General features: G+C 65.7%; 27 protein-coding genes. 14 read left to right on the forward strand and 13 right to left on the reverse strand.

The window, feature by feature from the left end; genetic code table 11:
* Positions 1 to 357: 357 nt before the first annotated feature.
* The 3 genes from ABD050_RS11690 to ABD050_RS11700 all read left to right on the forward strand — a co-directional run bounded on the left by ABD050_RS11690 (position 358) and on the right by ABD050_RS11700 (position 2,873).
* Complete coding sequence (locus tag ABD050_RS11690; RefSeq protein WP_343889516.1) at positions 358 to 861, forward strand: hypothetical protein; 504 nt, start codon at positions 358 to 360, stop codon at positions 859 to 861.
* A 189-nt stretch (positions 862 to 1,050) separates the two neighbouring features.
* Positions 1,051 to 1,671: an ABC transporter ATP-binding protein gene (locus tag ABD050_RS11695; RefSeq protein WP_343889640.1), complete on the forward strand. Its 621-nt coding sequence runs from the start codon at positions 1,051 to 1,053 to the stop codon at positions 1,669 to 1,671.
* Positions 1,668 to 2,873 (forward strand): ABC transporter permease, encoded by a 1,206-nt coding sequence (locus ABD050_RS11700; protein ID WP_343889518.1) that lies wholly within the window; start codon positions 1,668 to 1,670, stop codon positions 2,871 to 2,873. The genes ABD050_RS11695 and ABD050_RS11700 overlap by 4 nt, the downstream gene beginning before the upstream one ends.
* A gap of 163 nt (positions 2,874 to 3,036) precedes the next feature.
* On the opposite strand, the gene ABD050_RS11705 is transcribed toward ABD050_RS11700, so the two are convergent.
* A complete protein-coding gene (locus ABD050_RS11705) occupies positions 3,037 to 3,297 on the reverse strand; it encodes a hypothetical protein (RefSeq protein ID WP_343889648.1) in 261 nt (86 codons plus the stop codon).
* On the opposite strand from ABD050_RS11705, the gene ABD050_RS11710 reads away from it, so the two are divergent.
* The 3 genes from ABD050_RS11710 to ABD050_RS11720 all read left to right on the forward strand — a co-directional run bounded on the left by ABD050_RS11710 (position 3,217) and on the right by ABD050_RS11720 (position 6,502).
* Positions 3,217 to 4,473 carry a TolC family protein gene (locus ABD050_RS11710; protein WP_486387570.1) on the forward strand — a complete coding sequence of 419 codons (1,257 nt, stop codon included), beginning with the start codon at positions 3,217 to 3,219 and terminating at the stop codon, positions 4,471 to 4,473. The genes ABD050_RS11705 and ABD050_RS11710 overlap by 81 nt on opposite strands.
* An 8-nt stretch (positions 4,474 to 4,481) precedes the next feature.
* Positions 4,482 to 5,780: an efflux RND transporter periplasmic adaptor subunit gene (locus ABD050_RS11715; protein ID WP_343889519.1), complete on the forward strand. Its 1,299-nt coding sequence runs from the start codon at positions 4,482 to 4,484 to the stop codon at positions 5,778 to 5,780.
* 110 nt (positions 5,781 to 5,890) lie between these two features.
* Positions 5,891 to 6,502: a TetR/AcrR family transcriptional regulator gene (locus ABD050_RS11720; protein WP_343889520.1), complete on the forward strand. Its 612-nt coding sequence runs from the start codon at positions 5,891 to 5,893 to the stop codon at positions 6,500 to 6,502.
* Positions 6,503 to 6,515: 13 nt separating this feature from the next.
* Here ABD050_RS11720 and ABD050_RS11725 read toward each other — a convergent pair whose 3' ends face one another.
* Genes ABD050_RS11725 through ABD050_RS11740 form a run of 4 tightly spaced genes read right to left on the reverse strand, consistent with a single transcriptional unit; the run spans position 6,516 to position 8,418 of the window.
* The gene (locus ABD050_RS11725) at positions 6,516 to 6,932 is read right to left on the reverse strand and encodes a DUF2147 domain-containing protein (RefSeq protein WP_343889522.1); all 417 of its coding nucleotides are present in this window, start codon (positions 6,930 to 6,932) and stop codon (positions 6,516 to 6,518) included.
* Positions 6,929 to 7,783, reverse strand: coding sequence for a metal-dependent hydrolase (locus ABD050_RS11730; RefSeq protein WP_343889523.1), 855 nt, complete (start codon positions 7,781 to 7,783; stop codon positions 6,929 to 6,931). The genes ABD050_RS11725 and ABD050_RS11730 overlap by 4 nt, the downstream gene beginning before the upstream one ends.
* Entirely contained in the window at positions 7,780 to 8,052 is a 273-nt protein-coding gene (locus ABD050_RS11735; protein WP_343889524.1) for a hypothetical protein, read from the reverse strand. Before ABD050_RS11735 ends, ABD050_RS11730 begins: the two co-directional genes overlap by 4 nt.
* Before the next feature lie 9 nt (positions 8,053 to 8,061).
* Entirely contained in the window at positions 8,062 to 8,418 is a 357-nt protein-coding gene (locus ABD050_RS11740; RefSeq protein ID WP_343889525.1) for a hypothetical protein, read from the reverse strand.
* On the opposite strand from ABD050_RS11740, the gene ABD050_RS11745 reads away from it, so the two are divergent.
* Positions 8,418 to 10,196: an SLC13 family permease gene (locus ABD050_RS11745; protein WP_343889526.1), complete on the forward strand. Its 1,779-nt coding sequence runs from the start codon at positions 8,418 to 8,420 to the stop codon at positions 10,194 to 10,196. The genes ABD050_RS11740 and ABD050_RS11745 overlap by 1 nt on opposite strands.
* A 6-nt stretch (positions 10,197 to 10,202) precedes the next feature.
* Here the strand turns inward: ABD050_RS11745 and ABD050_RS11750 are convergent, their stop codons facing one another.
* From ABD050_RS11750 to ABD050_RS11760, 3 genes are all read right to left on the reverse strand, one after another.
* Positions 10,203 to 12,518: a TonB-dependent receptor gene (locus ABD050_RS11750; RefSeq protein WP_343889527.1), complete on the reverse strand. Its 2,316-nt coding sequence runs from the start codon at positions 12,516 to 12,518 to the stop codon at positions 10,203 to 10,205.
* Positions 12,519 to 12,571: 53 nt separating this feature from the next.
* The gene (locus ABD050_RS11755; protein WP_343889528.1) at positions 12,572 to 12,985 is read right to left on the reverse strand and encodes a hypothetical protein; all 414 of its coding nucleotides are present in this window, start codon (positions 12,983 to 12,985) and stop codon (positions 12,572 to 12,574) included.
* Positions 12,986 to 13,052: 67 nt separating this feature from the next.
* On the reverse strand, positions 13,053 to 14,642 hold the full coding sequence (locus tag ABD050_RS11760; RefSeq protein WP_343889529.1) for a DHA2 family efflux MFS transporter permease subunit: 1,590 nt from the start codon (positions 14,640 to 14,642) through the stop codon (positions 13,053 to 13,055).
* A 32-nt stretch (positions 14,643 to 14,674) separates the two neighbouring features.
* Here ABD050_RS11760 and ABD050_RS11765 point away from each other — a divergent pair, with 32 nt between their 5' ends.
* The 3 genes from ABD050_RS11765 to ABD050_RS11775 are packed head-to-tail and all read left to right on the forward strand — an operon-like array spanning position 14,675 to position 16,841.
* A complete protein-coding gene (locus ABD050_RS11765) occupies positions 14,675 to 15,298 on the forward strand; it encodes a TetR/AcrR family transcriptional regulator (protein ID WP_343889530.1) in 624 nt (207 codons plus the stop codon).
* A complete protein-coding gene (locus tag ABD050_RS11770; RefSeq protein ID WP_343889531.1) occupies positions 15,295 to 15,741 on the forward strand; it encodes a PaaI family thioesterase in 447 nt (148 codons plus the stop codon). The genes ABD050_RS11765 and ABD050_RS11770 overlap by 4 nt, the downstream gene beginning before the upstream one ends.
* Positions 15,738 to 16,841 carry an HlyD family secretion protein gene (locus ABD050_RS11775; protein ID WP_343889532.1) on the forward strand — a complete coding sequence of 368 codons (1,104 nt, stop codon included), beginning with the start codon at positions 15,738 to 15,740 and terminating at the stop codon, positions 16,839 to 16,841. Before ABD050_RS11770 ends, ABD050_RS11775 begins: the two co-directional genes overlap by 4 nt.
* Here ABD050_RS11775 and ABD050_RS11780 read toward each other — a convergent pair.
* From ABD050_RS11780 to ABD050_RS11790, 3 genes are all read right to left on the reverse strand, one after another.
* The gene (locus tag ABD050_RS11780) at positions 16,838 to 17,470 is read right to left on the reverse strand and encodes a glutathione S-transferase family protein (RefSeq protein ID WP_343889533.1); all 633 of its coding nucleotides are present in this window, start codon (positions 17,468 to 17,470) and stop codon (positions 16,838 to 16,840) included. The genes ABD050_RS11775 and ABD050_RS11780 overlap by 4 nt on opposite strands.
* 8 nt (positions 17,471 to 17,478) lie before the next feature.
* Entirely contained in the window at positions 17,479 to 18,387 is a 909-nt protein-coding gene (locus ABD050_RS11785) for an alpha/beta fold hydrolase (protein WP_343889534.1), read from the reverse strand.
* A 78-nt stretch (positions 18,388 to 18,465) separates the two neighbouring features.
* The gene (locus tag ABD050_RS11790; protein WP_425542450.1) at positions 18,466 to 19,617 is read right to left on the reverse strand and encodes an isovaleryl-CoA dehydrogenase; all 1,152 of its coding nucleotides are present in this window, start codon (positions 19,615 to 19,617) and stop codon (positions 18,466 to 18,468) included.
* Between the two features lie 118 nt (positions 19,618 to 19,735).
* On the opposite strand from ABD050_RS11790, the gene ABD050_RS11795 reads away from it, so the two are divergent.
* Positions 19,736 to 21,187, forward strand: coding sequence for an amino acid permease (locus tag ABD050_RS11795; RefSeq protein ID WP_343889536.1), 1,452 nt, complete (start codon positions 19,736 to 19,738; stop codon positions 21,185 to 21,187).
* 113 nt (positions 21,188 to 21,300) lie between these two features.
* On the opposite strand, the gene acnA is transcribed toward ABD050_RS11795, so the two are convergent.
* Entirely contained in the window at positions 21,301 to 23,973 is a 2,673-nt protein-coding gene (gene acnA, locus ABD050_RS11800) for an aconitate hydratase AcnA (protein ID WP_343889537.1), read from the reverse strand.
* 149 nt (positions 23,974 to 24,122) lie between these two features.
* Positions 24,123 to 24,596, reverse strand: a complete 474-nt coding sequence (locus ABD050_RS11805) for a helix-turn-helix domain-containing protein (RefSeq protein ID WP_343889538.1) — start codon at positions 24,594 to 24,596, stop codon at positions 24,123 to 24,125.
* A gap of 155 nt (positions 24,597 to 24,751) precedes the next feature.
* Here ABD050_RS11805 and ABD050_RS11810 point away from each other — a divergent pair, with 155 nt between their 5' ends.
* The 3 genes from ABD050_RS11810 to ABD050_RS11820 all read left to right on the forward strand — a co-directional run bounded on the left by ABD050_RS11810 (position 24,752) and on the right by ABD050_RS11820 (position 26,155).
* Positions 24,752 to 24,997, forward strand: a complete 246-nt coding sequence (locus tag ABD050_RS11810; protein WP_343889539.1) for a type II toxin-antitoxin system Phd/YefM family antitoxin — start codon at positions 24,752 to 24,754, stop codon at positions 24,995 to 24,997.
* Positions 24,994 to 25,380, forward strand: coding sequence for a type II toxin-antitoxin system VapC family toxin (locus tag ABD050_RS11815; RefSeq protein WP_343889540.1), 387 nt, complete (start codon positions 24,994 to 24,996; stop codon positions 25,378 to 25,380). The genes ABD050_RS11810 and ABD050_RS11815 overlap by 4 nt, the downstream gene beginning before the upstream one ends.
* 142 nt (positions 25,381 to 25,522) lie before the next feature.
* Entirely contained in the window at positions 25,523 to 26,155 is a 633-nt protein-coding gene (locus ABD050_RS11820; RefSeq protein ID WP_343889541.1) for a bleomycin resistance protein, read from the forward strand.
* The last annotated feature ends 163 nt before the right edge of the window (positions 26,156 to 26,318 follow it).

The following is a 26,318-nucleotide window of genomic DNA, read 5'->3' on the forward strand; positions in this document are numbered from 1 at the left end:
CGCCGCCAATATCCTTCGTCGGCCTGCGGCGGCGCCCATTTCGGCCGGACGATCGGCATCGGTTTGTCACCGCCCGTCGCCGACGAGAATTTTCCGGCCCCGAACACCACAGGGACAACACGCATGGCAAGTGAACAAAAGTAAAACTGCGCATATTACAAAAACTCTACCTTACTACATGACGCTCTGAAAGATTGACCTTTCAGAATAAGGCAATATTTGTACAATAAATCTACCAAATGAATATATTCATATTGAAACTATAAATTTTTGACTATTCTATAGATGGTATTATCATTAGGAATGCTTCCACGGACTCGGAAGCGACTCGATAATAAATAAAGAGAGGATCAATACATGAAAAAACTTGGCATGCTGTTCCTGAGCACGGTGGCGCTGGTAAGCGCCCAGGCTGCCCAGGCAACCACGTACACCCCCGCCGGGACCTTCACCGCCACTGGGACGCTGACGGTGCAGAAGGGCCTCACCCTGAACTGCGCCGCCACGTTCAAGATCGTGGTGCCCGAAGCCGCACCGGATGCCCATGGGACCTTTTCCCACGGCCATTCCGCCAATGTGACGGCCGCGACGCTGACCGGCGGCCTGTGCCCGCTCGTGACGCTGAACAACCTCCCGTGGCCCGTGACCTATGACGGCACCAACCTGATCTTCACCGGTGTCGCCGCAAGCACGATCACGCCCGGCGGCTGCCTGCCCGGTACGATCCAGGGCGCCTGGAACAACACCACCAAGACCGTCACCTTCGTCAACCAGACGCTGACCGGCGGCAGCGGCAGCGCCAATTGCATCATCAACGGCACGCTGACGGTCAATCCGACGATCAGCATCACCAATCCCTGATATGCTATCAGATTGACATCCCGTTTACCTGTAATGCCCAGGAGCCCTCCGGGACTCCTGGGTCTTTGTTCTTCCCTTGACCGAAGTCGAGCCATGCGATCATGGTCGGCGCAAGGAGGGGGGTAATTCTTGCTGCGCCTCACAGATGTCGCCAAAGATTATGGAACGCCGCAACGGTCCATCCCGGTATTGAGAGACATATCCTTTACTGTGCCACAAGGCGCGTTCTGCGCGATCGTCGGCCCATCGGGCTCCGGCAAGAGCACGCTGCTCAATATCATCGGCCTGCTCGACCGCCCCGACCGCGGCGAGATCTGCTTTGGCGGTGTGCGGGCGAATTTCACCTCCGCTGCAGAAGCGGCACAGTTGCGGAACCGACTGATCGGTTTCGTCTTCCAGTCCTTTCAGTTGCTCCCCCGGCTGTGCGCGTGGGAGAATGTCGCCCTGCCGCTGCTGTATCGCGGCGTCGCCCGGAGCAATCGCAGGCTGCTGGCACTGGCCATGCTCGAGCGGGTCGGCCTTGCCAATCGCGCGGACCATCTTCCCTCCGAATTGTCGGGTGGCCAGAGCCAGCGCGTCGCGCTCGCCCGGGCACTGATCGGGGAGCCCCGGCTCCTGCTCGCCGACGAACCGACCGGAAGCCTCGACAGCGTCACCGCGACGGAAGTCGTCGCGCTGCTGCGCGATCTGAATCAGCGGCTCGCCGTCACGATCCTGATGGTCACCCATGATCGCGATCTGGCTGCGCAATGCGAACGGCGGATCGAGCTTCTCGACGGTCGGATCGTCCGCGAGACGGGGATCACATGAACAGCGACGGTCCGGCCCCGCACCAGGGCGTCAGCCTGCGCGAGATCGCCGGCGAGGCATTCGCAAATCTCCGCGCGCAGGGGCGGCGGTCGATCCTCGCGCTGCTGGGCATCATGATCGGCACCGCCTCGATCGTTGCGATGCTGAACATTGGCCACAACGCCCAGCTCGAAACGCTGAAGTTATTCGTCAATATGGGCGTCGACATGCTCCAGGTCCGCGCATCCCCGACCGGGCAGGCGCCCGCCCGGCTGGACCGCACCCTGGTCGAGCAGCTTCCCGGACGCGATCCGGATATCCTGCTGGCCACGCCGATGGCGACCGGGCGGCTGCCCGTCAGTGCCGGCGCGCAGCAGGCCGACCTGGGCATCATCGCGATGCCGCCGGCGCTCGCGGCCATGGCGCGGCTGCCGCTGCGCCGGGGCCGGCTGCTCGGCACGATCGATGATTGCGGGCTGGTGGCGCTGGTCGGTGACGGCGCTGCGCAGAAACTGTCGGCACCGGGCGCCCAACTGCTCCCGGGAAGCAGGCTGGGCGTCGGCGCCTATGTGTTCACCGTCGTCGGCATTCTCGGGCCAACCGTGATGGAATCGCTCAATCCGACCGACTATAATGACGCAGTCTTCATCCCGCTTGCCTGCGCGCGTCGCGCCCTGCCGGGGCCGGATCCGAACGTGGCGATGATCAGGCTGCGCCCCGGCGTGGATGCCGATGCGGTCGGGGCGCGAGTCAGCGCCGCGCTGGCCAATCCGGCATCAGCGATCCAGATCGTCAATGCCCGCCTGATCATCAAGACCATGAACGAACAAAAGGCGGTCCACACGCGCATGCTCGCTGCGATCGGCGCGATTTCGCTGCTGGTCGGCGGAATCGGCGTGATGAACGTCATGCTGATGAGCGTGATGGAGCGACGGCGCGAGATCGGCCTGCGCGCGGCGATCGGCGCGACGCCCCGCGACCTGCGGACCATGTTCCTGGTCGAATCGGGTGTGCTCGCCGTGCTCGGCGGCGCGGTGGGTGCCTTGCTGGGCGTCCTCGCCGCCTTCGTCGCTGCCAGGAGTTCGGGCTGGACCTTCAGCCTGGCCCTCTACGTCCTGCCCCTCGGCCCCGGCATCGCAGGCCTGGTAGGTCTCGCCTTCGGCCTCTATCCCGCGATCACCGCGGCGCGGCTTGATCCGATCGAGGCGCTTCGTGCGGAATAGGCTGCTGATACCGGGGAAGATCGGGCACGGCCACGGGCTGGCCGAGGGTCGGCCCGCCGGGTGGTTGCCGGAGTTCGCGCGGCGTGGCGCAAGCTGCGAGCGAAAGGGCGGCCAAGCCCGCCGCAAACATCCTCATGCCTCTCTCCTTCTGCTTGCTGCCTTCTTATTCCAGACGATCTTGATGCCGCATGCAAGGGCGCAGCGCGTCGCGCCCGACGCCCCCTTCCCGTCCCCGCCTGCGCGACCGGTTCCCAGCGGCAAGCCTGTCCCGCTCAGCCTTGTCGAGGCAGTCGCGCTCGGCCTGCGCGACAATCGCGGGATCAAATCGGCCTATCTCGAGCGCGTGGCGCAGAAATTCGACCTGGTCGTCGCCGAAAGCCTGTTCCGTCCGCGGATCGATCTCGCCGCCGATCTCGTCCGCCAACGCGTCGGCGGCATTACCTCGACCGATCTCGCGATGACGCCGAGCATCTCCTGGCTCGCCCCGACCGGGGCGAGCGCGGGCCTTGTCTGGGACCGGCGCCAGCGCCTGGACGGGGGATCGAGGGCGCTGTCCGACACGACCTCCTTCTCGATATCGCAGCCCCTCCTGCGCGGAGCCGGTTTCGATGTGACGCTGGCACCGGTGCGGATCGCCCGACTGCAGGAACAGATCAACCATCTCAGGCTGAAGTCGACCGTCTCCGACACCGTCACCGCGATCATTTTCGCCTATCGCGACCTGCTGCGCGCGCAGCAGCAGGTACAGCTGGCCCAATTGTCGCTGGAGCGTACGCAAAGCCTGCTGGACACCAATCGCGCCCTGATTGCCGCCGGCCGGATGGCCGCCGCCGATATCGTCCAGACCGAATCGGGACTGGCGAACCAGGAGGTGGCGGTGCTGCAAGCACGCCAGCAAAAAGCGAGCGCCCAGCTTTCGCTGCTGCAGCTGCTCGCGGTCGACCCGCGCACCAATGTCGTGGCCGGCGATCCCATCCGGGCGGAGCAGATGTCGATCGACCTCGACGCCGTGATCGACCTCGGCCTGAGTTCACGGATGGACATCCTCGCCCAGCGCAAGGCGCTCGAGCAGGATCGCCAGGCGCTGATCGTCGCGCGCAACAATCGCTTGTGGAACCTGTCGGTCACCGGTTCGATCTCGCGCCAGCGGGGGAACGACGCACTGCTCGGACAGACCAACCCACGCACCGATCACGCCGTCGGCCTCCAGCTCGACATCCCGATCGGCGACCCCTCGCTGCGCCAGCGGGAGATCCAGGCGACCACCACGATCCGTACCGCCGAATTGCGCTATCAGGATCTCTGCCAGTCGGTGGAGACGCAAATCCGCGACGCCGCCCAGACGGTGGAGGCGAACTGGCAGCAGCTCGAGGCGGCGCGGCGCGCCCGGAACCTGGCGGCGAAGGCACTGGAACTGGAACAGGAAAAGCTCAAGGTCGGCCGCGCCTCCAATTTCGAGGTCCTGTCGTTCCAGACCGACCTGCGCGCGGCCGATACCCAGGAGTTGACCGCCAGCATTACCTACCTCAACGCGCTGACCGCCCTGGATCAGCAGATCGGGAATACCCTGGACACATGGCGCATCGACCTGAACGATTGAGCGGCGCCATGCGGCGCCTCGGCACCCGGCGCACGGCGTGGCTCGCCGCGCTGGCGATCAGCCTGCTCGCCTTGTGGTGGCTTGTCCCGCGCGGCGCGGCGCCACCCGCCACCGGGGCGGGCCTCGTCGAGCAGAGCTTGGTCGTCGCACGGCGCCCCTTCGTCGCTTCGGTCAGTTTCACCGGCACGATCGTCCCAGGCGACGGGATCGGGATTACCGCCCCGTTCGACGGGACGGTCAAGTCAGTGGGTTTCGCCTATGGCGAGCGCGTGACGCCCGGACAGGTGCTCGTCGAACTCGACGTCTCCGAACTGGAGCAGCGCCGCAACGAAGCCGAGAGCGCCTATCTGAAGGCGTCGCAGAACGCCGCGGATATCGACAACTGGGCCAGTGGGCCGGAGGTATCGCGCGCGCGCCGCGCGGCCGCCTCGGCAACGTTCGAGCTGGGCGACACCGAGCGCAAGATGCAGGAGACCAAGGCGCTGCTCGATCGCGGGCTGGTTGCGCGCAGCGAATATGATGGGCTGGTCCAGCAGCTGCGCACTCAACGGCTCTCGCTCGCCGCCGCGCGCGACGATCTCGGCGTGGCGCTTCGCCGCGGCGAGGGCGCCAACCGCAGGGTGGCGACGCTCGAGCTCGAAAACACGCGCGCGCGCCTCGCCCGGCTGAATGCGGAATTTGCCGCCGCTGTCGTGCGGGCGTCGGATGCGGGCATCATCGTGCGGCCGCCGAGCGTACGCCCGGACGTCACCGACAGCGGGATCCATGTCGGCCTTCGCCTGTCACAAGGCCAATTGATCGGTACCATCGCGCGGTCCGGCGGACTGGCCGTCTCGTTCCGGCTCGACGAAGCGGATGTGAACCGGCTGAAGCCGGGCCAGGCCGTCACCATCACCGGCCCGGGCTTCAATGGCTTCGCGCTGACCGGCAAGATCATCGGAATCGCGGGCGAGGCGAGTTCGGCTGAGGGCGCTGCGGGCGGCAAGGCGAGCTTCACCGCGACTGCCCGGCTTGATCCGCTCACTGCCGACCAGGCGCTCCAGGTGCGCATCGGGATGAGCGCGAACATCGCCGTCATCACCTATCAAAACCCTATGGCTCTGGTCGTCCCGCCACAGGCCGTCCAGGGCGCCGCGCCCGCCGCGACCGTCCTGGTTCGCGACCGCGGAACCGGCGCCCGGCACCCGGTGACTGTGCAGATCGGCCAGGTCGGCCCCGATGGCGTCGAGATCCTGTCCGGGCTGAAGCCGGGCGACACCGTGATCTGGGATTCCCCGGCGCCCCCGGCCGCGCCGCCGGCGCCTTAGCGACAGCCGGCAACGCCGTCGTTTCGATCCTGACGTTGATGTTGATCCCCGGTGCCCCGATCCACTAACGGTGCGCCGTTCGGCGCGAGGCGCCGGGCGGGAGCCGAATGATGACCGATGCCGAACCGCTTCGCACGAAACGCCGCAAGCGGCAGGCCGGGGAAGCGCGCGAGGAAGGCCTGGCCGCTGCGCGGGCGCTGCTGCTCGAAGGCGGGCCGGCATCGGTGACGCTGGCCAATGTCGGTCGCGAAATCGGCATGTCGCACACCAATGTCATCCACCATTTCGGCTCGGCCGAGGGCCTGCAGAGCGCCCTGATGGGGTCGATGATCCGGGACCTGGCTGGTGCGCTCGACGAGGCAGTCCTACACCTGAAGACCGATTCCGCGGCGCCGTCGATGCTGGTGGATCAGGTATTCGACGCGTTCGACGAGGGCGGCGCAGGCCAGTTGGCCGCGTGGCTGGTCCTGTCGCGCGAGTCCGATCATCTCGAGCCGATCCGGCAGGCGGTGCTCGATCTGGTCGCCGCCGTGCGGGAGAAGCTGGCCGAGGACGCGGCGGCGGACGATCGAATGCGCAGCATCGTGCTGCTTATCGCGATCTGCGCGTTCGGCGATGCCGTGATCGGGCCCCAATTGCGGGAAATGCTGGGCCTCGACGCGGAAGCCGGGCGGCGGCTGGTCGCCCAGATCCTGCCGTCCCTGATCCTGCCCGGGCGCTGACCCGGTCCAACAATCAGCGGATGCGCGTCCAGGTCTGGGTGCGGCACAAAAAGGCCACGATGCACCCCTTCACCTGCAAGGTGTCGGGATTGAGCAGCGTCAGATAGCCGCTCGATGCCCCATCGCCGGTATCGGGATCGTACATCGGCCCCCCGGTCCATGTTCGCGGACCGCCGGTGAAGCCTTCCAGCACGCGCAAGCCCATCACCCGGCGCGCGCGAAGCGCTGCATCGCGATTCCGGACATCGCGCTGGTCCGGGTTCGCGCGCAACGGCGCTCCGTCGAGCACCTTCCCGCAGATCGCCGGACCACAGGGAGCGAGCTCGACGATCCCGTTCCGCTTCTCGGTCCGCCACCGGCCGATCAGCGGATTGACCGGGGCGGCCACATCCGCACCGAGCAGCGCGACCGCCGCCAGGACCGCCATCATGCGGCCGCCCCGGCGAGATCGAGACGCTTCAGCGCCGCAGCGAGCAATCCCCGGTCGTCATGCTGCCAGGGGTGAAAGCCGGGCCTGAAATAGGTGAGATACGCCGGGAAGACGCGGCGCAATATCCCGGGCCGGCGCCAGAGGAATCGCATCGTGCGCAGCCATATTCCCGGCCCCTTCAATCCGTCCTCGCGATACAGGTCGCGCATGTTGCCACGCATGGTCGTGACGAGGATCAGCGTGGCGATCAGCATCGCGCGCACGCGCAGGAAATAGCGCCGCGCTGGCGACCAATGGGCCGTTGCCGCGAAAAAGGTGTCATAGGCGACCGCCTTGTGCTCGATCTCCTCGACTGCGTGCCAGCCCCACAGGCGGGCGGCTTCTTCCGGGGCGCCCGCAAGGTCGCTCCCCCCGGTTGCCAGCAACGCATGGGCGAGGATGGCGGTGAAATGTTCAAGCGCGCAGGTCGCGGCAAGCTGATGCTCCTTCCCGCGGGTGCGGGCAAAGTCGAGCACGCGCTTGGTGCGCCGTTCGAGCTTCGCCACGTCATAGCCGCTATCCGCGGCGAGCTTGTTGAAATGGGCATGCTCCCGGCTGTGCACCGATTCCTGCGCGATGAACGCGCCGATCTGGGCCTGGAGCGCGGGATCGAGCGAACGCCGATAGGCTCGCACGCTATCCATGAAGAATTTCTCGCCGGCCGGAAACGTACAGGAAAGCGCATTGAAAAAGGCCGTCGCGACGGGATCGCCGCCAAGCCACCACCGGGGATGCCCGGCTGGCTCCCGATTGAAGCGCAGATCGCGCAAAGGGATCGAATGGCTGGTCTGTGAGAGGGGTGAAGGGCTCATGGGATTTCCTCCGCTATATTGACATTGATATTCATATATATTTGAACATCAATGTCAATATAGGCCATCCGCGGGTTCGACAGCGTTTCGCGGTTGGCGTCGCTCCGAAGACGCCGGATCAGGCGCGTGCGATGGCGCGGTAATATTTCGAGGAGTGATTTCCGACCGGCGACGAATTTTAGATCGTGTCCTACCACATGGTGGGACACGATCGGATTCCGCGCTTTGATTGACGGGGCGAAGGCGGCCGCAACGGATTTGCGCTTCACTGAAGATCGCTAAGTGACCCAGAGAACATCGATGACCGGGGAAGGAGAGGAGGTGCGATCACCGGGCTTGGGAACGGCTACGCTGGTCGGTGCCGACATCACCGCGTGCCGCTGCGTGTCATCCAATCCAGGTTGGCCGTTGGTCTTTTTGTTGGTCTCGCTCTTGTTGGATTTAGGATAGTTCATATAAAACAATGTATTAGATGATATGATCGAACCCTGCCGCCCCAGCCAGTCCTGCCCTTTTTCCGAAGGTGCGATCGTGCGCCCTTCGCGTAATTGATGCCTGATCACTGAACCTTTTCGGTTCTGACGCGTCGAACGCAAGGTGACGGTGTCCTGCCGGCGCAAGGGGCAGAACCACATTGACGACCGCACAGATATTATCCTTCGCGATCATCGCCGGTGCGATCGCCAATTTCGCCTGGGGGCGGTTCCGCTACGACGTCATATCGGTGGTCGCGCTGCTGATTGCGGTCGTGGTCGGCGTGGTGCCGGTCAAGCTCGCCTTTACCGGCTTCACCAGCGACGTCGTGATCATCATTGCGTCAGCGCTGATCGTGAGCGCAGCGGTCGCGCGTTCGGGCGTGCTTGAAACCGCGATTGCACCGTTGCTGAGGCGGCTCAAATCGCTGCCGGTACAGGTGCCGGCGCTTGCCGGTGCGACCGCGCTGCTGTCGATCTTCACCAAGAATGTCGGCGCGCTGGCGATCCTGATGCCGACGGCGATCAGGATTGGCCGCTCCGAACGAAGCTCGGTCTCGGCATTGCTGATGCCGATGTCCTTCATGTCGCTGCTGGGCGGCCTCGTCACCCTGGTCGGGACATCCACCAATATCATCGTCAGCCAGGTGCGCGAGGAGGCGATCGGCAAGCCTTTCCGGATGTTCGATTTCGCACCGGTCGGCCTGACGCTGACCGTCCTCGGCTTCGTCGTGGTCAGCTTCGGCTGGCGGCTGCTGCCGCGTAACCGCCAGGGCCGGGAGAATCTCGAGGATAGCGCCGCATCTAAATCCTATGCATCCGAGGCGACGATCCCGGATGATCTGCCCGAAGGGATGCGAACCGTTGCCGATCTGGGCCTCGGCAAGGACAAGGTTACGCTCGCCGCCATCGTCCGCAAGGACGGCCGGCGCACTGCCCCCTTGCCGGACGCGCAACTGGTCGCCGGCGAAGTCCTAGTGCTGGAAGGCGAGGACCAGGCGCTCGCCGCCCTGTTTGCGCGGCTGCCCCTGCTTCCGGCCCGGTCGGACAGGGATATCACCAAGGAAAAGTCCAATGAGGAGGTCCGCTCGATCGAAGTGGTGATCCAGCCAGACTCCGCGCTGGTCGGCATGAGCGCGCAGCGTGCGCGGCTGCAGGACCGCTATGGCGTGAAGCTGCTGGCGGTCGGGCGCCAGAATGAGCGCATCACGCAGCGGCTTCGCGAGGTGACCTTGCGCGCGGGCGACGTGCTGTTGCTCCAGGCGGGCGAAAGCGCCTTTCCGGATTTCGTCCGGAACCTGTCGCTGCTCCCGCTCGCCGAACGCGTGGTGCAACTCGGCAATCCGCGGCAGCGGTTCGGGCCGCTCGCCATCCTGCTGGTGGCGATCCTGCTCATTGCCTTCAGTGTCGTGCCGGTGGTCGAGGGCTTTTTCGGCGCGGCGGTGCTGATCGTGGTGATAGGCGCGTTGCCGATGCGCGAGGCCTATGCGGCGCTCGAACCCGAAGTGCTGGTACTGATCGGCGCGCTGACGCCGATCAGCGAAGCTATCCAGCACACCGGCGGCAGCGCGCTGATAGCCGGGGGGCTCGCCCATGCCCTGACCGGTATCTCGCCCATCCTCGTCCTCGGTGTCCTGCTGGTCACCGCGATGGCCTGCTCGCCCTTTCTGCACAATGCGCCGACGGTGTTGGTGCTGGGGCCGATCGCCATGCTGATGTCGAAGCAGCTCGGGCTGAATGCCGACCCGTTCCTGATGGCCGTGGCGACAGGCGCCGGGTGCGATTTCCTCACCCCGATCGGCCACCAGTGCAACACGCTGGTGATGGGCCCGGGCGGCTACCGGTTCGGCGACTATTGGCGCCTCGGCCTGCCGCTCTCGATCATGGTGATCCTGGTGGGTGTGCCGGCCATCGCCTGGTTCTGGCCGCTGGCGGGCTGACGATCTTTACAGGCGCCATGTCATGTCAGCCGAGAAGGAGCGCTGCGGGAAGGGGTGGAAGAGGAAATATCGGTCGTTGTTGATATTGTCGACGCCCAGGCCAAGCGCCCAATGCTCAGTCACCCGGAATTGCGCGCGGAGATCGACTACCAGATATTTGTCGAAGCCCTGATAGGTGTTGCCTACCACATCGCTATTGTCGAGGCTGCCGTACATCCGGCTCGCATAGCGCCCCGCCGCGGTCAGCGAGACCTGGTTGGTCGGGCGCCAAGTCACCACAAGGGTGGATTTCCAGCGCGGCACCGAGGGCAGCAGCCTGCCTTCGGCGGCCGGGAGCGCGGCATCCTTTCGGGTCGTCGCATCGGCATAGGTGAGGCTGCCCGAGAGATCGACGCGCGGCACGATGTCGGTCCGCTGGAACGCGAGTTCGACGCCGCGCGCGCGGGTGCGGTCGACATTCTGGATGAAGGTGGCGGGCGTTGGCGTGCCGCTGATGGTGAGCAGGCCGATCTGTGAAATCAGCGCGTCCTTCACTGACTCGTTGAACAACGACAGGCGCACTGAACCATGAGCGCCTTGGCGTTCGACCGAGAGCTCTTCCGACAAGGCGCGTTCCGGCCTGAGGTTCGGATTGGGAACGGCGCCGGGGGAAGGGGTTGTCACGATCTGATAGAGCTCGGCCACCGTCGGGAAGCGCCAAGCCTCGCCGAAGGAGAAATGCACCGTCCAGTCTTTATCCGGGCTCCAGGCAAGTGATGCCTTGGGCGAGAAGCGGTTGGCCGAGAGTCGCGGCTGGATGACCGCCGCTCCGGGCGCCACGGGCGACGGGAAGTTCACGCCGTCATAGGCCCTCCACCATTCATACCGCCCGCCGAGCGTCAGCGTGACTGCCGGCAGTGGTTTCCACGCATCCTGCGCCCACAGCGCGACGATATTGGTCTTGCCTTTCGATTGCAGGCTGAGCGCGCCTTCGCTGCCTTTGATCCAGTCGGTGGTGGCATAGCGGTTGCTGGCGAGGGTGAACCAGTCGGCATGCGCGCCGAAGCTGACCCGGTGAGTCGCGGCGTCATCGGATGTCCATGCGCCCTTGGCGTCGAGCGTCTTCCAGCCGGTGCCGTCGAGCCGGGTGATGGTGCCAGCGCCGCCGCTCTGCGCACCGGGCAGCGCGGTGGTCGGAATGCGCTGCTCGTCATGATCGAAATCATAAAGCGTGCCGATCACCTGCCAGTCGAACCGGCCGCTGGTGCCGGTGGCGGAGAGTGCGTGCGACCAATGGCGCTCGTCATATTGATAGACGCCGCCCGAAAAGGCGCCCGGCGCAATCGTATAGAGTCGGCCGCCGATATTGAGCGATGAGCCTGCATAGAGCGGCAGGCCGCTCGCGCCGTCGGCCAGATAGGTCTCGGCATGCGAGTTGGTCCGGTTGAGGAACAGCCCGCCGACATAGGTGACGCGCAGGCCGGAGGCGATGTCGACTGCCGCCTTGAGCTTGAGGTGATCCTGGACCTGATGCTCGAATCCGCTCGCGCCGAGGATGCGGATGGGCAGGTTGGTCCGGTTGACGTCGTCGAAGCCGCCGTTGACGGGTGCGCCGATGGTGCTGGTCGTGGCGGGGCGGGTCGCGGTGACATATTGAAGCGGCTGGCCGTTGCTCGCGACATGATCGACGCTTGCAAACAGCGCCAGTGGGCCAAAGCGGTCGCCGATCGTGCCGCCGATCTGCCAGGCGGGCAGCGTCTGGTGCGTGCCATATTGGTCGAATATCTGGACATTGGTGCCGGCGGTCACGGTCGCTTCGAGCGTGTCCGGAAGCCGCGTCGTGATGTTCACCACCGCGCCGATCGAATTGCCCGGATAGGCGGCCGAAAAGGGGCCGTAGAGGACATCGATCCGCGCGATCTCCTGCGGGCTGACCAGGCTCCAGCGCGGCGAGGCCAGGGTGTTGTTGTTGCCGATCAGCGACGAGAGCAAAGCGCCGTCGGCATAGATCAAGCTACGCGCGCTCGCACCGAGGCCCGATGTGCGTGTGGCGAGCGGTGCCTGAGTATCGCCGACATGGCGTTTGCGGACGATAAGGCTCGGCAGATATTTGACCGTGTCCTCCACATTCACTGCGTTGATCGTCGTCGCGATCGTGTCGGCGGTAACGGTCGCGCGGGTGGCCGGAGCATTCTCGATCGATTGCTGCAGCTTCTGTGCAGTGATGAGAATGTCCTGGGGGAGGTCCTCGGCGCGCGCGGTGGCGGGCGCGAGAAGGCAGGGCACGGCAAACGCGGCTACGAGCGCACGCCGCGAGGGCGCGCGCGAGAGAGGCATGTTCATTGTCATTCCATTCGACTGACGGGTCAGGGCGCACGCAGAGCGTGGCATGGCGGTCAGGCGAGGATCGGCGGTCCGGTCTTGGGCGGCGGCGGCGCGGCGAGGCCGAGCCCTGGACGGGTGAAGGCATGGAACAGGGGCGGCGCGAAAGCCGCCATGATCGCTGGCGCGACCGGGTGAGCGGTGGCGGCCAGATCGATTGCGGCCCCGGCAGCGGCGAAGGCGCAAGGATGGTCAGCGCTTTTATCGTGCTGGTCGCCGCCCTTGTGGTGCATGTCGTGGCCGGCCATTGCGGGCATCGCCATCGGCGCCATCGGGCCCTGTCCGGGGCAGGCGATCAGGGTCGGGAAGCCACTCGCTGTCGGCGCGAGCATGAAGCCCGAAGGCACCAGCATCCGCATCATCAGCGCGCATGCCACCAGCATTACGGCGACGCCGCGACAATGCCGGTTCAGAAGCAGGCTGCGCATGATGCGCACGCCCTAGGCAGCGGACAGGCCCGGGGCAAGGAAAGATGCGCCCCGGTTCAAACAGGCTTCAATGCGCCTCGATCGGCTCGCCCGAGACCTGCTTCGGCGGTCGGCAGAAGGGCACCATCACCAGCGCGGCGATGAACAGCCAGGCCATGATCCTGAACACATCGTCAAAGGCAAGCGTCAGCGCTTCACGGGCGACGACGCGGCCCATCACTGCCTCGGCCATCAGGACCGCGCGCGCCGGATCCGGCGTGACCTGCTGCATCATATGGGCAAGGCCGGCGAGCGTGTCGCTAGCGATCCGCGGCGCGGCGCCAAGTCGCTCGCTGATCCGGAGCGCGTGGAGCCGGGTCAGGTCGCCGAGCCACGTGTTGACGAGCGCGATGCCGATCGCGCCGCCGAGATTGCGCATCAGGTTGAACAGCCCCGAGGCGTAGCGAAGCTCGGGCCCGGCAAAGCCGTTGAGCGCGAGGCCAACGCTCGGTACGATGCACAGCATGATCGCGAAGCTCCGCACCGCCTGCGGCCAGAACAGGGCGGCAAAGCCCCAATCGGGCGTCATATAGGAGAAGAGCCAGAGGCCCGCCGCGAACAGGCTCAGCCCGAAAGTGATGATGATCCGCTGATCGACTCGCTGCGACAAGCCCGCCGCGATCGGCACGCCGAGGAACTGGATGACGCCGCTGATGAACACCGTCGTGCCGATTTCCGAGGCGTTATAGCCGCGCACGCGGCCGAGATAGAGGGGCACCAGATAGGTGCCCGCATAGATGCCGAAGCCGATCACGAGGTTGAAGACGCAGGCGAAGGCGAAGGTGGGCTTCCGGAACGGGGTGAGCTTCACGATCGGCCCATCGGAGCGGAACGAGCGCTCGAGAAAGAGCAGGAAGGCGACGAACGCTATCCAGGCGGCGGCGGTAATCCCGGTATCGCCGAACCAGTCATTTTTCGGGCCTTCCTCGAGGACATATTCGAGCCCCGCCAGGAACACCGCCATCGAGGCGAGATGGACCCAGTCGATGCGGCCGAGCATCTTCGGATTGCTGCGGTCGACCCGGACCACCATGAAGGCAAGCAGCGTGACCAGCGCGCCGGGGACGACGTTGACGTAGAAGATCCAGCGCCAGCCCGCGGCATCGGTGATCCAGCCGCCGACCGTCGGCCCGAGCGTCGGCGCGAGCACCGACACCATGCCGAGGATCGCCGGGATCATCGCGCGCTGCTTGCCTGAGAACATCGCGAAACCGGTCGCGAACACCGTCGGGATCATCGCGCCGCCGACGAAACCCTGGATCGCGCGAAAGGCGATCATCGTCTCGATGCTCCAGGCCAGCCCGCACAAGGCGCTCGCCAGGGTGAACAGGCCGGCCGAGAGCACGAACAGCCAGCGCGTCGAGAGCGCCTGGGCGAGGAAGGCAGCGAAGGGGATCATCACCAGTTCGGCCATCAGATAGGCGGTCTGCACCCAGCTGATCTCGTCGGGTCCGGCCGAGAGCCCGGCCTGCACCTCGTTCAGGGAGGCGGCGACGATCTGGATATCGATCAGCGCCATGAACTGGCCGAACGCCATCACCCCGAAAATCAGGAACTTGCGCTTGTCGGGCAACGCCATCGGATCGATCGGTACAGGAGGCGAAACGGTATCGGACATGGAACACTTGCCTCCGGCAGTCTTTATATTATATGCATCATATAAAGGAGGTCGACAAGGCCATGCGGTACGACAGCGATCACAAGGGCGAGACGCGCAAGCGCGTGCTGAAGGAGGCTGCCCGTGAAATCCGGGCGAAAGGCCCCAATGGCGTCGGGGTCGCCGGCATCATGGCGCGGGCCGGACTCACCCATGGCGGCTTCTACGCGCATTTTGAATCGAAGGAGGCGCTGATCGCGGCCGCGATCGAGACGATGTTCGAAAGCGCGCGCAGCCGGTTCGAGCTGACTGCGAACGATGCCGATCCCCGCCTGGCGCTGCTCGGCTATGTCGACTTCTATCTTTCGCCCCAGCATCGCGATTCGCGCGAACATGGCTGTCCGCTCCCGGCCTTGTCGGGGGATCTGGCGCGTCTCGATCCTGAAGCGCGGGTGCGATTCGGGGCGGGTGTCGCGGGCTTGACCGGGCGGCTGGCCGAGGCGCTCGGCCGGCATGGGATTGCTGATCCGGAGCTCGCCGCGGCATCGATGCTGGCGGAGATGGTCGGCGCGGTGACGCTGTCGCGCGCGGTCGCTGATCCCGCCCAGTCGGATGCCATCCTGCAGCGCGCCCATGCGGCGGTGGTGCAGCGCTTTGCGCTCGGAGATGGGCAGTGACCGATACGCTCGATCGGGCCGCGTTGAGCGGTATCGAGCAGTTGCGCGCGATGATCGTGTCGGACGCGCAGCCGCCGATCGGCCGGACGCTCGACTTCGCGCTGGTCGAGGTTGAGGAGGGCAGGGCGGTGTTCGAAGGCAACCCGGATGGCCGCGTCTATAACCCGATCGGCAGCGTCCATGGCGGCTATGCGGCGACCCTGCTCGATTCGGCCTGCGGCATCGCGGTGCATTCCAGGCTTGCGCCCGGGCAGGCGTACACGACGCTCGAGCTGAAGGTCTCCTATCTGCGCGGTATGACGGCCGATACCGGACTGGTCCGCGCCGAGGGCGTGGTCGTCAGCATTGGCCGGCGCGTCGCCTTTGCCGAAGCGAAGCTGACTGACGCAGCGGGCAGGCTGCTCGCGACCGCGACCTCAACCTTGCTGGTGATCACTCAATGAACGCGCCCGTCACCATCGATGCGCCTGTCATCACCAGGCGCAAGCTCGGCCGCAATCCGCTGATCGCGGGCGCGGTGGCGATCCTGATTGCACTCGCCGGCATCGCCTGGCTTTTCTCGCCGCGGACCAGCGAATCCACTGACAACGCCTATCTCAAGGCGGACAGCAGCTCGGTCGCGCCGAAGGTCGGTGGGCTCGTCTCGGCGATCCTGGTGCGTGACAACCAGGTGGTGCACGCCGGCGATCCCCTCGTCCGGATCGACGCGCAGGAATTCGACGCGAAGTTCGCCGGCGCCCAGGCTGCGCTCCAGGATGCGGAGGCCGGCGTTGCGACGGCCAGGGCAGCGCTGGCCGCGCTCGACGCCGATGAGCAGCTTGCCGCGGCACAGGTCCGCGCGGCGCAGACCTCGATCCAGTCGGCCGATGCCGAATATGTCCGCGCCGCCGCCGACAACATGCGCTTCGCCGCGTTGATGACGCAGGGCTTTGCGACACGGCGCGATGCCGAGCGGGTGCGGGCGACCGCGATCGGTGCTGCTTCCGCGCGCGACCGCTCGCGCGCGGATCGCGACGTGACCAGCGAGCAGGCGGCGGTGACGCGTGCCCGCCGCCCGGTGCTGATCGCGCAGCTGGCCCAGGCCGAGGCGGCTGCGGCACGAGCGCGGGCAGCGCTCGATCTCGCGCGCCAGGACCAGGGCCACGCCATCGTCCGCGCGCCGATCGACGGGGTGATCGGCGACCGCCAGGTGCAGACCGGCGACTATGTCCAGCCCGGCGCGCATCTGCTCACCCTGGTGCCGTCGCGCGGGCTCTATGTCGTCGCCAATTTCAAGGAGACCCAGACCCGGGCGATGCGCGCCGGCCAGGCAGCGACGATCAGGGTCGATGCGCTGGGCGGCGATGCGCTGACCGGCCATGTCGAGAGCTTCGCGCCGGGTTCCGGCTCCGAATTCACCTTGCTGCCGTTCGAGCCGGGATCGGGCAATTTCACCAAGATCGTCCAGCGCGTGCCGGTGCGGATCCTGCTCGACCCGAACCAGCCCGCCATCGCGCGGCTGCGGCCGGGATTGTCGGTCACGGCGAAGATCGCGCTTCGCTAATCCTCCGGCATCGCCAGGTTGAAAGGTTGGCAAGCTGCTGCGAATTCGGGAAGGGCTTCGCAGCGGACTGAGTGACGCGACAGCGCATGCCAGCGGCCCATCTCGAACTGGTCGGGCAGCGCCTCGCTCAGGAAGCGGAACATGGTCGCGAGGATGATGTCGGCATGGCTGATCTCCTCGCCGAACAACCAGGGGCCGGCTCGGGCCGCACGCTCGCCGTCAAGCATGTCGAGCGTGTCGCTGACCTGGGCGCGGCATCGCTGCACCCAGAGCGGCAGCCCCTCGCGAAAGGCGCCTTCGTAGACAAGGCTCACGCCCTTGTCGGCGACCCCCGCGGCGAAGGCGCACCATCGGAGCAGGGCGCGCCGCTCGTCGCCACGCCGCGCGAGAAAGGCGCGATCGCAGCCGACCATGTCGTCGATGCTCTCGACGATCGCGCTGCTGTCGACCAGGGCCATCCCGTCGTCGAGCACCAGGGTGGGCACGCGGCGAAGCGGATTGTAGCGGGCGATCCTGTCGACGTCGCCAAAGGCGGACCAGGGAGCATGCTCGAAAGCGAGGCCGTAAAAGCCGAGCGTGATCGCGACGCGGCGCACAAAGGGCGAATCATATTGGCCTATCAGCAGCATCGTCGCCCCTAATCGAGAAAGCCGCGGATCGCGGCCATGGTGGCTTCGGGCTGCTCTTCCATCAGCCAATGGCCTGAATGCGGAATCGAGACGCTCTTCACATTGGTCGCGACATAGCCGAGCTCAACCGCGAGCTTGGCACCGTACGAGGCCTCGCCGCCGATCGCGAGCACCGGCATGGTGAGCTTGCCTTTTGCGAGAAAGGCCTGGTTGTCGACGCCGTCGCGCGGGAAGGCGACGAACTGCTCGAACGCGTCATGGATCGCGTGCGGGCGGGCATAGAGCTCGGCATAATGGACGCGCGTCGCCTCGTCGATGCCGGCGGGGTCGGCCGAGAGCTCGTTATAGAAGCGGTCGAGATAGATTCGCTCGCGCCCGGCGACGAGGCGCTCCTCGTCGGGGCCGTGGAAGTTGAAATGCCAGGTCTTGGGGTTGCTGAGCTGCGCCGCCCAATTGCCGATGCCGGGGAGCGGCGCATCCATCACCACCCATTTCTGCACGCGGTCGGGGTGCATGGCGGCGAGCGCATAGCCGACCATGTTGCCGATATCATGGGTGACGAGCTGGAACTTGTCGATCTTCAGCGTGTCGAGCACCGTGGCGATATCGGTCGCCTCGGTCTTCTTGTCATAGCCGGTGTCGGGATGCGAGGAGAGGCCCATGCCGCGCAGATCGGGGACGATCACCGTGTGGTCCGCCGCCAGCGTGACGGCGAGCGGCTCCCACATGTCGCCGGTATCGCCGAAGCCGTGGAGCAGCACCACCGCCGGCCCGTGCCCGCCGACCCGGACATGGATCGTCGCGCCATCGACTGCCATATCGCGGACTTTGAAGCTGGCCGGGAAGGGTTTGACCTCCGCGGTGGCGGAGGCGGTGACGAAGAGAGTGGCGAAGGCAAAGAGCAGCGGTCGAATCACAAGGCATCTCCCTGGCGGTCGGGAGAAGAATGACGAAGATTGATCGTTACGGCTACTGATCAATCAGCGCTCACTGGATTATGCCCCGATCAATTCCCGCCCGATCAGATAGCGGCGAATCTCGTTGGTCCCCGCGCCGATATCGTAAAGCTTGGCGTCGCGCAGGAAGCGCTCGACCGGCCATTCCTTGGTATAGCCGGCGCCGCCCAAAGCCTGGATCGCCTCGAGCGAGGTCTTCACCGCATTCTCGCTCGCCAGCAGGATCGCGCCGGCCGCGTCGAAGCGGGTCGTCTTGCCGGCGTCGCAGGCGCGGGCGACCGCATAGACATAGGCGCGGGCCGAATTCAGCGCGACATACATGTCGGCGATCTTGCCCTGCATCAGCTGGAAGCCGCCGATCGGCTTGCCGAACTGCTTGCGCTCGCGGACATAGGGAAGGACGACGTCGAGACAGGCCTGCATGATGCCGAGCGGCCCGGCCGCGAGCACCGCGCGCTCATAGTCGAGCCCTGACATCAGCACGCCGACGCCGCCGTTCATCGGGCCCATCACATTCTCGGCCGGAACCTCGCAATCCTCGAAGACGAGCTCGGCGGTGTCGGAACCGCGCATGCCCATCTTGTCGAGCTTCTTCGAGACGCTGAAGCCGGCCATGCCCTTCTCGATCAGGAACGCGGTGATGCCGCGCGGCCCCGCCTCGCTGTCCGTCTTGGCATAGACGACGAGGGTGTCGGCTTCGGGCGCGTTGGTGATCCAGAATTTCGTGCCGTTGAGGATGTAGCGGTCATTGCCGGTCGCGGTTGCCTTCAATTTCATCGAAACGACGTCGGAGCCCGAGCCGGCCTCGGACATGGCAAGGCTGCCGACATGCTCGCCCGAGATCAGCTTGGGGAGATATTTCGCCTTCTGCTCGGGATTTCCCCAGCGCCTGATCTGGTTGACGCAGAGATTGGAATGGGCGCCGTAGGAGAGGCCGATCGAGGCCGAGGCGCGGCTGACTTCCTCCATCGCGACGACATGCTCGAGATAGCCGAGGCCGAGCCCACCCCATTCTTCCTCGACCGTGATGCCGTGCAGGCCGAGCGCGCCCATCTCCGGCCAGAGCGAGCGGTCGAACTTGTTGTCCTCGTCGATCGCGGCGGCTTTCGGCGCGATGCGGTCGGCCGCGAAGCGCCGGGTCGTCTCGCGGATCATGTCCGCATTCTCGCCGAGCGCGAAATCCAGGGCCATGTCCATGTCGTATCTCCTGAAACCGTTGGGGCGGCTGTAGCGCCGCGCAATCGCTCGCGCCAGCATTGCGCCGGCGCTCCGAAGCGGCCAAGTTCGGTCGCAACATCCGGGGACGAGAATGCGCAGCCTGTTCAGATTGAAGACCATCGTCGCGGCCGAGGACCAGCCCGAGCATCACCGCCTGGCGCGCACCCTGTCCTGGCCGCATCTCGTGGCGATGGGCGTCGGCGCGATCGTCGGGACGGGCATCCTGACGCTGATCGGGGTGGGCGCCGACCGGGCCGGGCCCGCGGTGCTGCTCAGTTTCGCGGTAGCCGGCGCGATCTGTGCGTGCGCCGCGCTTTGCTATGCCGAGATGGCGACGATGATCCCCGCCTCGGGCAGCGCCTATACCTACAGCTATGCGGCGCTTGGCGAGATCATTGCCTGCGTGGTCGGGTGGAGCCTGATCCTCGAATATTCGCTGGTGGTGTCCACGGTGGCGGTCGGCTGGTCGGGCTATGCGGTCGGGTTCCTGAAGGGGCTCGGCGTGTTCCTGCCTGACGCACTGACCCATGGGCCGTCGCTGGAAGGGAGCTGGGCGAACCATGACCTCCACCTCGCCAATCTCGGCGTGAACGTGCCGGCGATGCTGATCATCGCGGTGGTGGCCGGCATGCTGATGCTCGGCACCCGCGAAAGCGCCCGCGTCAACACGGCGCTGGTGGTGCTGAAGATCGCGACGCTCTCGCTGTTCGTCGCGGTGGCGCTGCCGCATTTCGACGCAGCCAATCTCCACCCCTTCGCGCCCAATGGCTTTGGCAGCGTCGCTGACGATCACGGCGTGAAATATGGCGTGATGGGCGCGGCTGCGATCATCTTCTTCGCCTTTTACGGGTTCGATGCGATCTCGACCGCGGCTGAGGAGGCCAAGAACCCCGAGCGCGATCTCGCGATCGGGATCGTCGGGTCGATGCTCGCCTGCACGCTGATCTACGTCATCGTCGCGGCGGCGGCGGTGGGGGCGGTGCACTACACCGTCTTCTCGAAAAGCGCCGAACCGCTGGCGCTGATCCTGCGCTCGCTCGGCAGCGCCAGGGTGGCGACGGTGGTGGCGGCGGCGGCGGCGATCGCGTTGCCGACGGTGCTGCTCGCGTTCCTCTACGGCCAGAGCCGGATCTTCCTGGTGATGGCGCGCGACGGCTTCCTGCCGCCGGCGCTGGCGAAGGTTTCGGCGCGGGGGACGCCGGCGCGGATCACCGCGGTGACGGCTGTGTTCGTCGCGATCCTCGCGGGGCTGCTGCCGCTCGATGTGATCGCCTCGCTCGCCAATGCCGGGACTTTGTGCGCGTTCGTCGCGGTGGCGGCGTGCGTGCTGGTGTTGCGGCGGCGGTCGCCCGAGGCGAAGCGGCCGTTCCGGACGCCGGTCGCCTGGGTGGTCGCGCCGGCGGCGATCCTCGGATGTGTCTATCTGTTCATCAGCCTGCAGGTGGTGACGCAGGTTTCGTTCCTGATCTGGAACGGGGTCGGGTTGCTGGTGTATTTCCTCTACGCCCGGGCGCGGGCGGTTGAGGGGCGAACCGCCCCCTGAACCGTCATGCCGGACTTGTTCCGGCATCCATTCCTCCGCGAGCGCCACGCTCGAACTCGGGCCACCGCCAGGAGGAGCCATGGACCCCGGCACAAGGCCGGGGTGACGGCGGTTTAGGCCGCCAGTTTCCGCAGCACGTACTGCAGGATCCCGCCGTTGAGGAAATATTCGAGCTCGTTGACGGTATCGATCCGGCAGCGGGTCTCGAAGGTCTCGGTCGTGCCGTCGGCGCGGGTGAGGATGACCGTCACGTCCTGGCGCGGGCGGATGTCGGCCACGTGCTGGATGGTGAAGGTCTCCGAACCGTCGAGCTCAAGCGTCTGGCGAGTCACCCCCTCGGCGAATTGAAGCGGGAGCACGCCCATGCCGACCAGGTTCGAGCGATGGATCCGCTCGAAGCTCTCGGTGATCACCGCGCGGACGCCGAGCAGGTTGGTGCCCTTGGCCGCCCAGTCGCGCGACGAGCCGGTGCCATATTCCTTGCCGGCGATGACGACGAGCGGGGTGCCGTCGGCCTTGAAGCGCATCGCCGCGTCGTAGATCGGCATCACCTCGCCTTCATATTTCGTCATGCCGCCTTCGACGCCGGGCACCATCTCGTTCTTGATGCGGATATTGGCGAAGGTGCCGCGCATCATCACGTCATGGTTGCCGCGGCGCGCGCCATAGGAGTTGAAGTCGAGCTTGCTGACCTGATGCTCCATCAGGAACTTGCCGGCCGGGCTGTCCGCCTTGATGCTGCCGGCGGGTGAGATGTGATCGGTGGTGATCGAATCGCCGAGGATCGCGAGCGGCCTGGCTTCGATGATGTCCATCACCGGCGCGGGCGTCATGGTCATGCCCTCGAAATAGGGCGGGTTGGCGACATAGGTCGAGCCGGCGCGCCAGGTATAGGTGTCAGACCCCTCGACCTCGATGCCGCGCCACTTCGCGTCGCCGGCATAGACATTGCCGTAGCGCGCGCGGAACATCGAATCGTCGATGTTGGCGGCCATCACCTCGGCGATTTCGGCGTTCGAGGGCCAGATATCCTTGAGGTACACGTCCTCGCCGTCCGAGCCCTGGCCGAGCGGCGTCTCGACCATGTCCTGCGTCACGGTGCCCTTGATCGCATAGGCGACGACCAGCGGCGGCGAGGCGAGGAAGTTGGCGCGCACGTCCGGCGAGACGCGGCCCTCGAAGTTGCGGTTACCCGACAGCACCGAGGCGGCGACGATGTCATTCTCGTTGATCGCGGTGGAAAGCTCAGGCGCGAGCGGGCCGCTATTGCCGATGCAGGTGGTGCAGCCATAGCCGACCAGGTTGAAACCGAGCGCGTTCAGGTCCTCGGTCAGCCCGGCCTTGTTGAGATAGTCGGTGACGACCTGGCTGCCGGGTGCGAGCGAGGTCTTGACCCAGGGCTTGGCGGTGAGGCCCTTGGCCCTCGCCTTGCGGGCGACGAGGCCAGCGGCGACCAGCACCGAGGGGTTCGAGGTGTTGGTGCAGCTGGTGATCGCGGCGATGACGACGTCACCATCGCCGATATCGTCCGGACGGCCTTCGACCGCGGCGCGGACAGCCTGCTCCTTCTTGTACACCTTGAACAGATCGCCGTTGAAGATCTCGTCGACCTTGTTGAGCGAGACGCGGTCCTGCGGGCGCTTCGGCCCGGCGAGGCTCGCCTGGACGGTGCCCATGTCGAGCTCGAGCGTATCAGTGAAGACCGGATCGGGGCTGTTCTCGTCGTGCCACAGGCCCTGCGCCTTGCAATAGGCCTCGACCAGGGCGACCGTCTCGTCGGGCCGGCCAGTCAGCTTCATATACTCGATCGTCTTGGCGTCGATCGGGAAGAAGCCGCAGGTGGCGCCATATTCGGGCGCCATGTTGGCGATGGTCGCGCGGTCGGCGAGCGTCATTGTGTCGAGACCGGGGCCGTAGAATTCGACGAAGCGGCCGACCACGCCCTTGGCGCGCAGCATCTGGGTGACGGTCAGGACGAGATCGGTGGCGGTGATGCCCTCGCTCATCGCGCCGGTCAGCTTGAAGCCGACAACCTCGGGGATCAGCATCGAGACCGGCTGGCCGAGCATCGCTGCCTCGGCCTCGATCCCGCCGACGCCCCAGCCGAGCACGCCCATGCCGTTGACCATCGTGGTGTGGCTGTCAGTGCCGACCAAAGTATCGGGATAGGCGATCGCCTTGCCGTCGGGTGCGACCGAATCCCACACGCCGTGGCCGATATATTCGAGGTTCACCTGGTGGCAGATGCCGGTGCCGGGGGGCACGACCTGGAAATTGTCGAGCGCCTTGGAGCCCCATTTGAGGAACTCGTAGCGCTCGAAATTGCGGCTGTATTCGAGATCGACATTGTCGGCGAACGCCTTGGGCGTGCCGAACTCGTCGACCATCACCGAGTGATCGATGACGAGATGGACGGGGACGAGCGGGTTGATCTTGGCCGGATCGCCGCCGAGCTTGGTGATCGCGTCGCGCATCGCCGCGAGATCGACCACGCAGGGAACGCCGGTGAAATCCTGCATCAGCACGCGCGCGGGGCGATACTGGATCTCGCGGTCGGAGCGCTTGTCGATCTGCCAGTCGATCACTGCCTTCACGTCATCGGTGGTGACCGTCTTGCCGTCCTCGAAGCGGAGCATGTTCTCGAGCAGCACCTTCATCGAGAAGGGAAGCCGCGAGATGTCGCCATATTTCGCTGCCGCCGCTGCGAGCGAATAATAATCGTACGACTTGGCGCCGACGGTGAGCGTTGCACGAGTGGAGAGCGTGTCCTGGCCGATGGCGGTCATGCCGGCGGGTCCTTCCCTGATATGGCCCGGGCGGCGCGGCGGGGAGGCGGCTGAGAAGCCGCGCGGGCGCGCCTGACGGGCGGATGCGATGAGTCGCGAGGGGCCTTAGCAAGGGGTGTGGGGTTGGGGAAGGGTATGGTTGTGATGGATCAATCGTCACCGGCCCGACCATGCGCCGCCCTGTCGGCGACTACCCGGGCGCGGGCCTGGGCGAGCATTTCAGCGAGATCGAGGCCGTCAGTATTTTCGCGCCGCTCGCTCCACTCCTTCGGCCGACGGAAACGAAGCCAATGCTGGGCGGCGCCGACATCCGGGAGCACCTGGACGGGGTAGCGCACCAGCACCGCATCCTTCGCGCCGGCGGGCATGAAGACCCTGACGGCCTCATATTCGAAACCGACCGCGCGGCGGTGAAGCGCCTGCTCGACCTGCTTGTCGCACACGTCCTTGCCCTCGGTGACGGCGGCGGCGAAATCGGGATGCTCCTTGCGCCAGCGATAATAGGTCGTGGTGCCGATCCCGAAGAAATCGGCCATGTCGCTGTCAGTCGCGCCGAGCCGGCAGAGCTTGCGCGCCTGCTCGGCATATTCGGGCTGGTAGAGGCTGGGGCGTCCTGCGGTCATGGCGTGGGGCGATAGGCGCTGAACGCCTGGAGTTGAATCGCGGTTGGGCCGGATGTTGGATAATTTCGGTAGACTGTATGGGAGGGGCTTTCCCAATTCCCTTGCACGAGAGCGAGGAGTGAACTAAGTTCAGTTAGTCTAGTCCGGAGAATGTGATGCTGACGGTCAACATCCATGAAGCGAAAACGCAGCTCTCCAAGCTCATCGAGATGGCAGTGAAGGGTGAGCCGTTCGTGATCGCCAAGGCGGGTAAGCCAATGGTGAAGGTGACGGCGATCGAGCCGCCGGAACCTGCGGCGAAACGTCGGATCGGATCGCTGAAGGGCAAGATCAAAGTGCCGGAAGATTTCGATACGATGGGTCAGGAGGAGATCGAGCACATGTTCTATGGCGACGAATGAAGCTCCTGCTCGATACGCATCTGTTATTATGGGCCCTGGAAGACTCACCGCGATTATCGGCTGAGGCCCGTGCGTTGATTGGGGAGGAAGAGAATATTCTTCTGTTCAGCGCGATCAGCATGGCTGAAGTCGCCATCAAGAGCGTGTTGCGGCGGCCCGATTTCGATATCGATCCCCATGTTGTGCGCCGTACGCTGATCGACGATGGCTATCTGGAATTGCCGTTGACTGCCGTCCATGCGGTGGGGGTTGCCGGCCTGCCGCCCATCCACAAGGATCCGTTCGACAGACTGCTGGTGGCGCAGGCAATGGTTGAAGGAATTACCCTGTTGTCTGCGGATGCGGCGGTTGCTGACTATGGTGGGATCGTACGCCGGGTTTGAACCCGCGCTCGTTGCGGCATCCCGACCGGCTTGACACCCGATCGCCCCCGAACTTACCCTGCAACCGCTCGATCGGGGTGCATCGGCCGGACGGCCGAAAGGGCAAGGCCCGCCCGCTGAAACCTCAGCAGGAGCGTGCCCGATGGCGACGATCGAGACCTATCGCAAATTGGCGAAATTGCTGGTGCGCTGGCACCGCGAGGGCAATTATTCAGTGGGCGGGAAGCTTCGCATGCTCGACCGCTTCCGCCATGTGACCGATCGCGACGCGCTCGACATGCCGATGCCGCTTGCGCTGGCGCAGGAGGTGATCGCGGTCGAGGCCGGTTTTGCCGACTGGCCGGCGCTCAAGGCAGCGACCGCCGGCTCGGCCAAGACGCCAAGACCTGACCCGGGCGCGCCGGTGGTGGGCGGGGCCGTGCCCATCTTCTTCGTCAGCGATGTGGCGGCCGCCGCGGCTTTCTACCGCGACAAGCTCGGCTTCGCGGTCGATTTCCTGCACGGCAAGCCGCCTTTCTACGGCGCTGTGTCGCGGGGCGGCGCCCGCCTGCATCTGCGCTTCGTCGGCAAGCCGAACTTCGCGGCGCTGGCCGCGACCGAGCCGTCGCTGATCCTCGCGACCATCGCGGTGAGCAATGTGAAGGCGCTGTTCGAGGAGTATCAGGGGCGGGACGTCGCTTTCCCGCAGCATATTACCAAGCAGGCCTGGGGCGGCACTGACTTTCAGGTGCGCGATCCGGACGGGAATGTGCTGTCGTTCGTTCAATATGGGTGAGAGGAAAAATGAGCGCCCGAGCAGCCCGCGATGGTGTCGCCGCCTCGAATGATGCACAACGCCGCCGGGACAGATGGCTCAGGCGTATCGATGAAGAGATCCGGTCGTGCCATCGTGACGGAGCTGCCGCCATCCGGTCGCGGCCCATTTCACGGGCGCCCCT

The organism is Sphingomonas oligophenolica (genome assembly GCF_039522915.1).
Classification (GTDB): domain Bacteria; phylum Pseudomonadota; class Alphaproteobacteria; order Sphingomonadales; family Sphingomonadaceae; genus Sphingomonas; species Sphingomonas oligophenolica.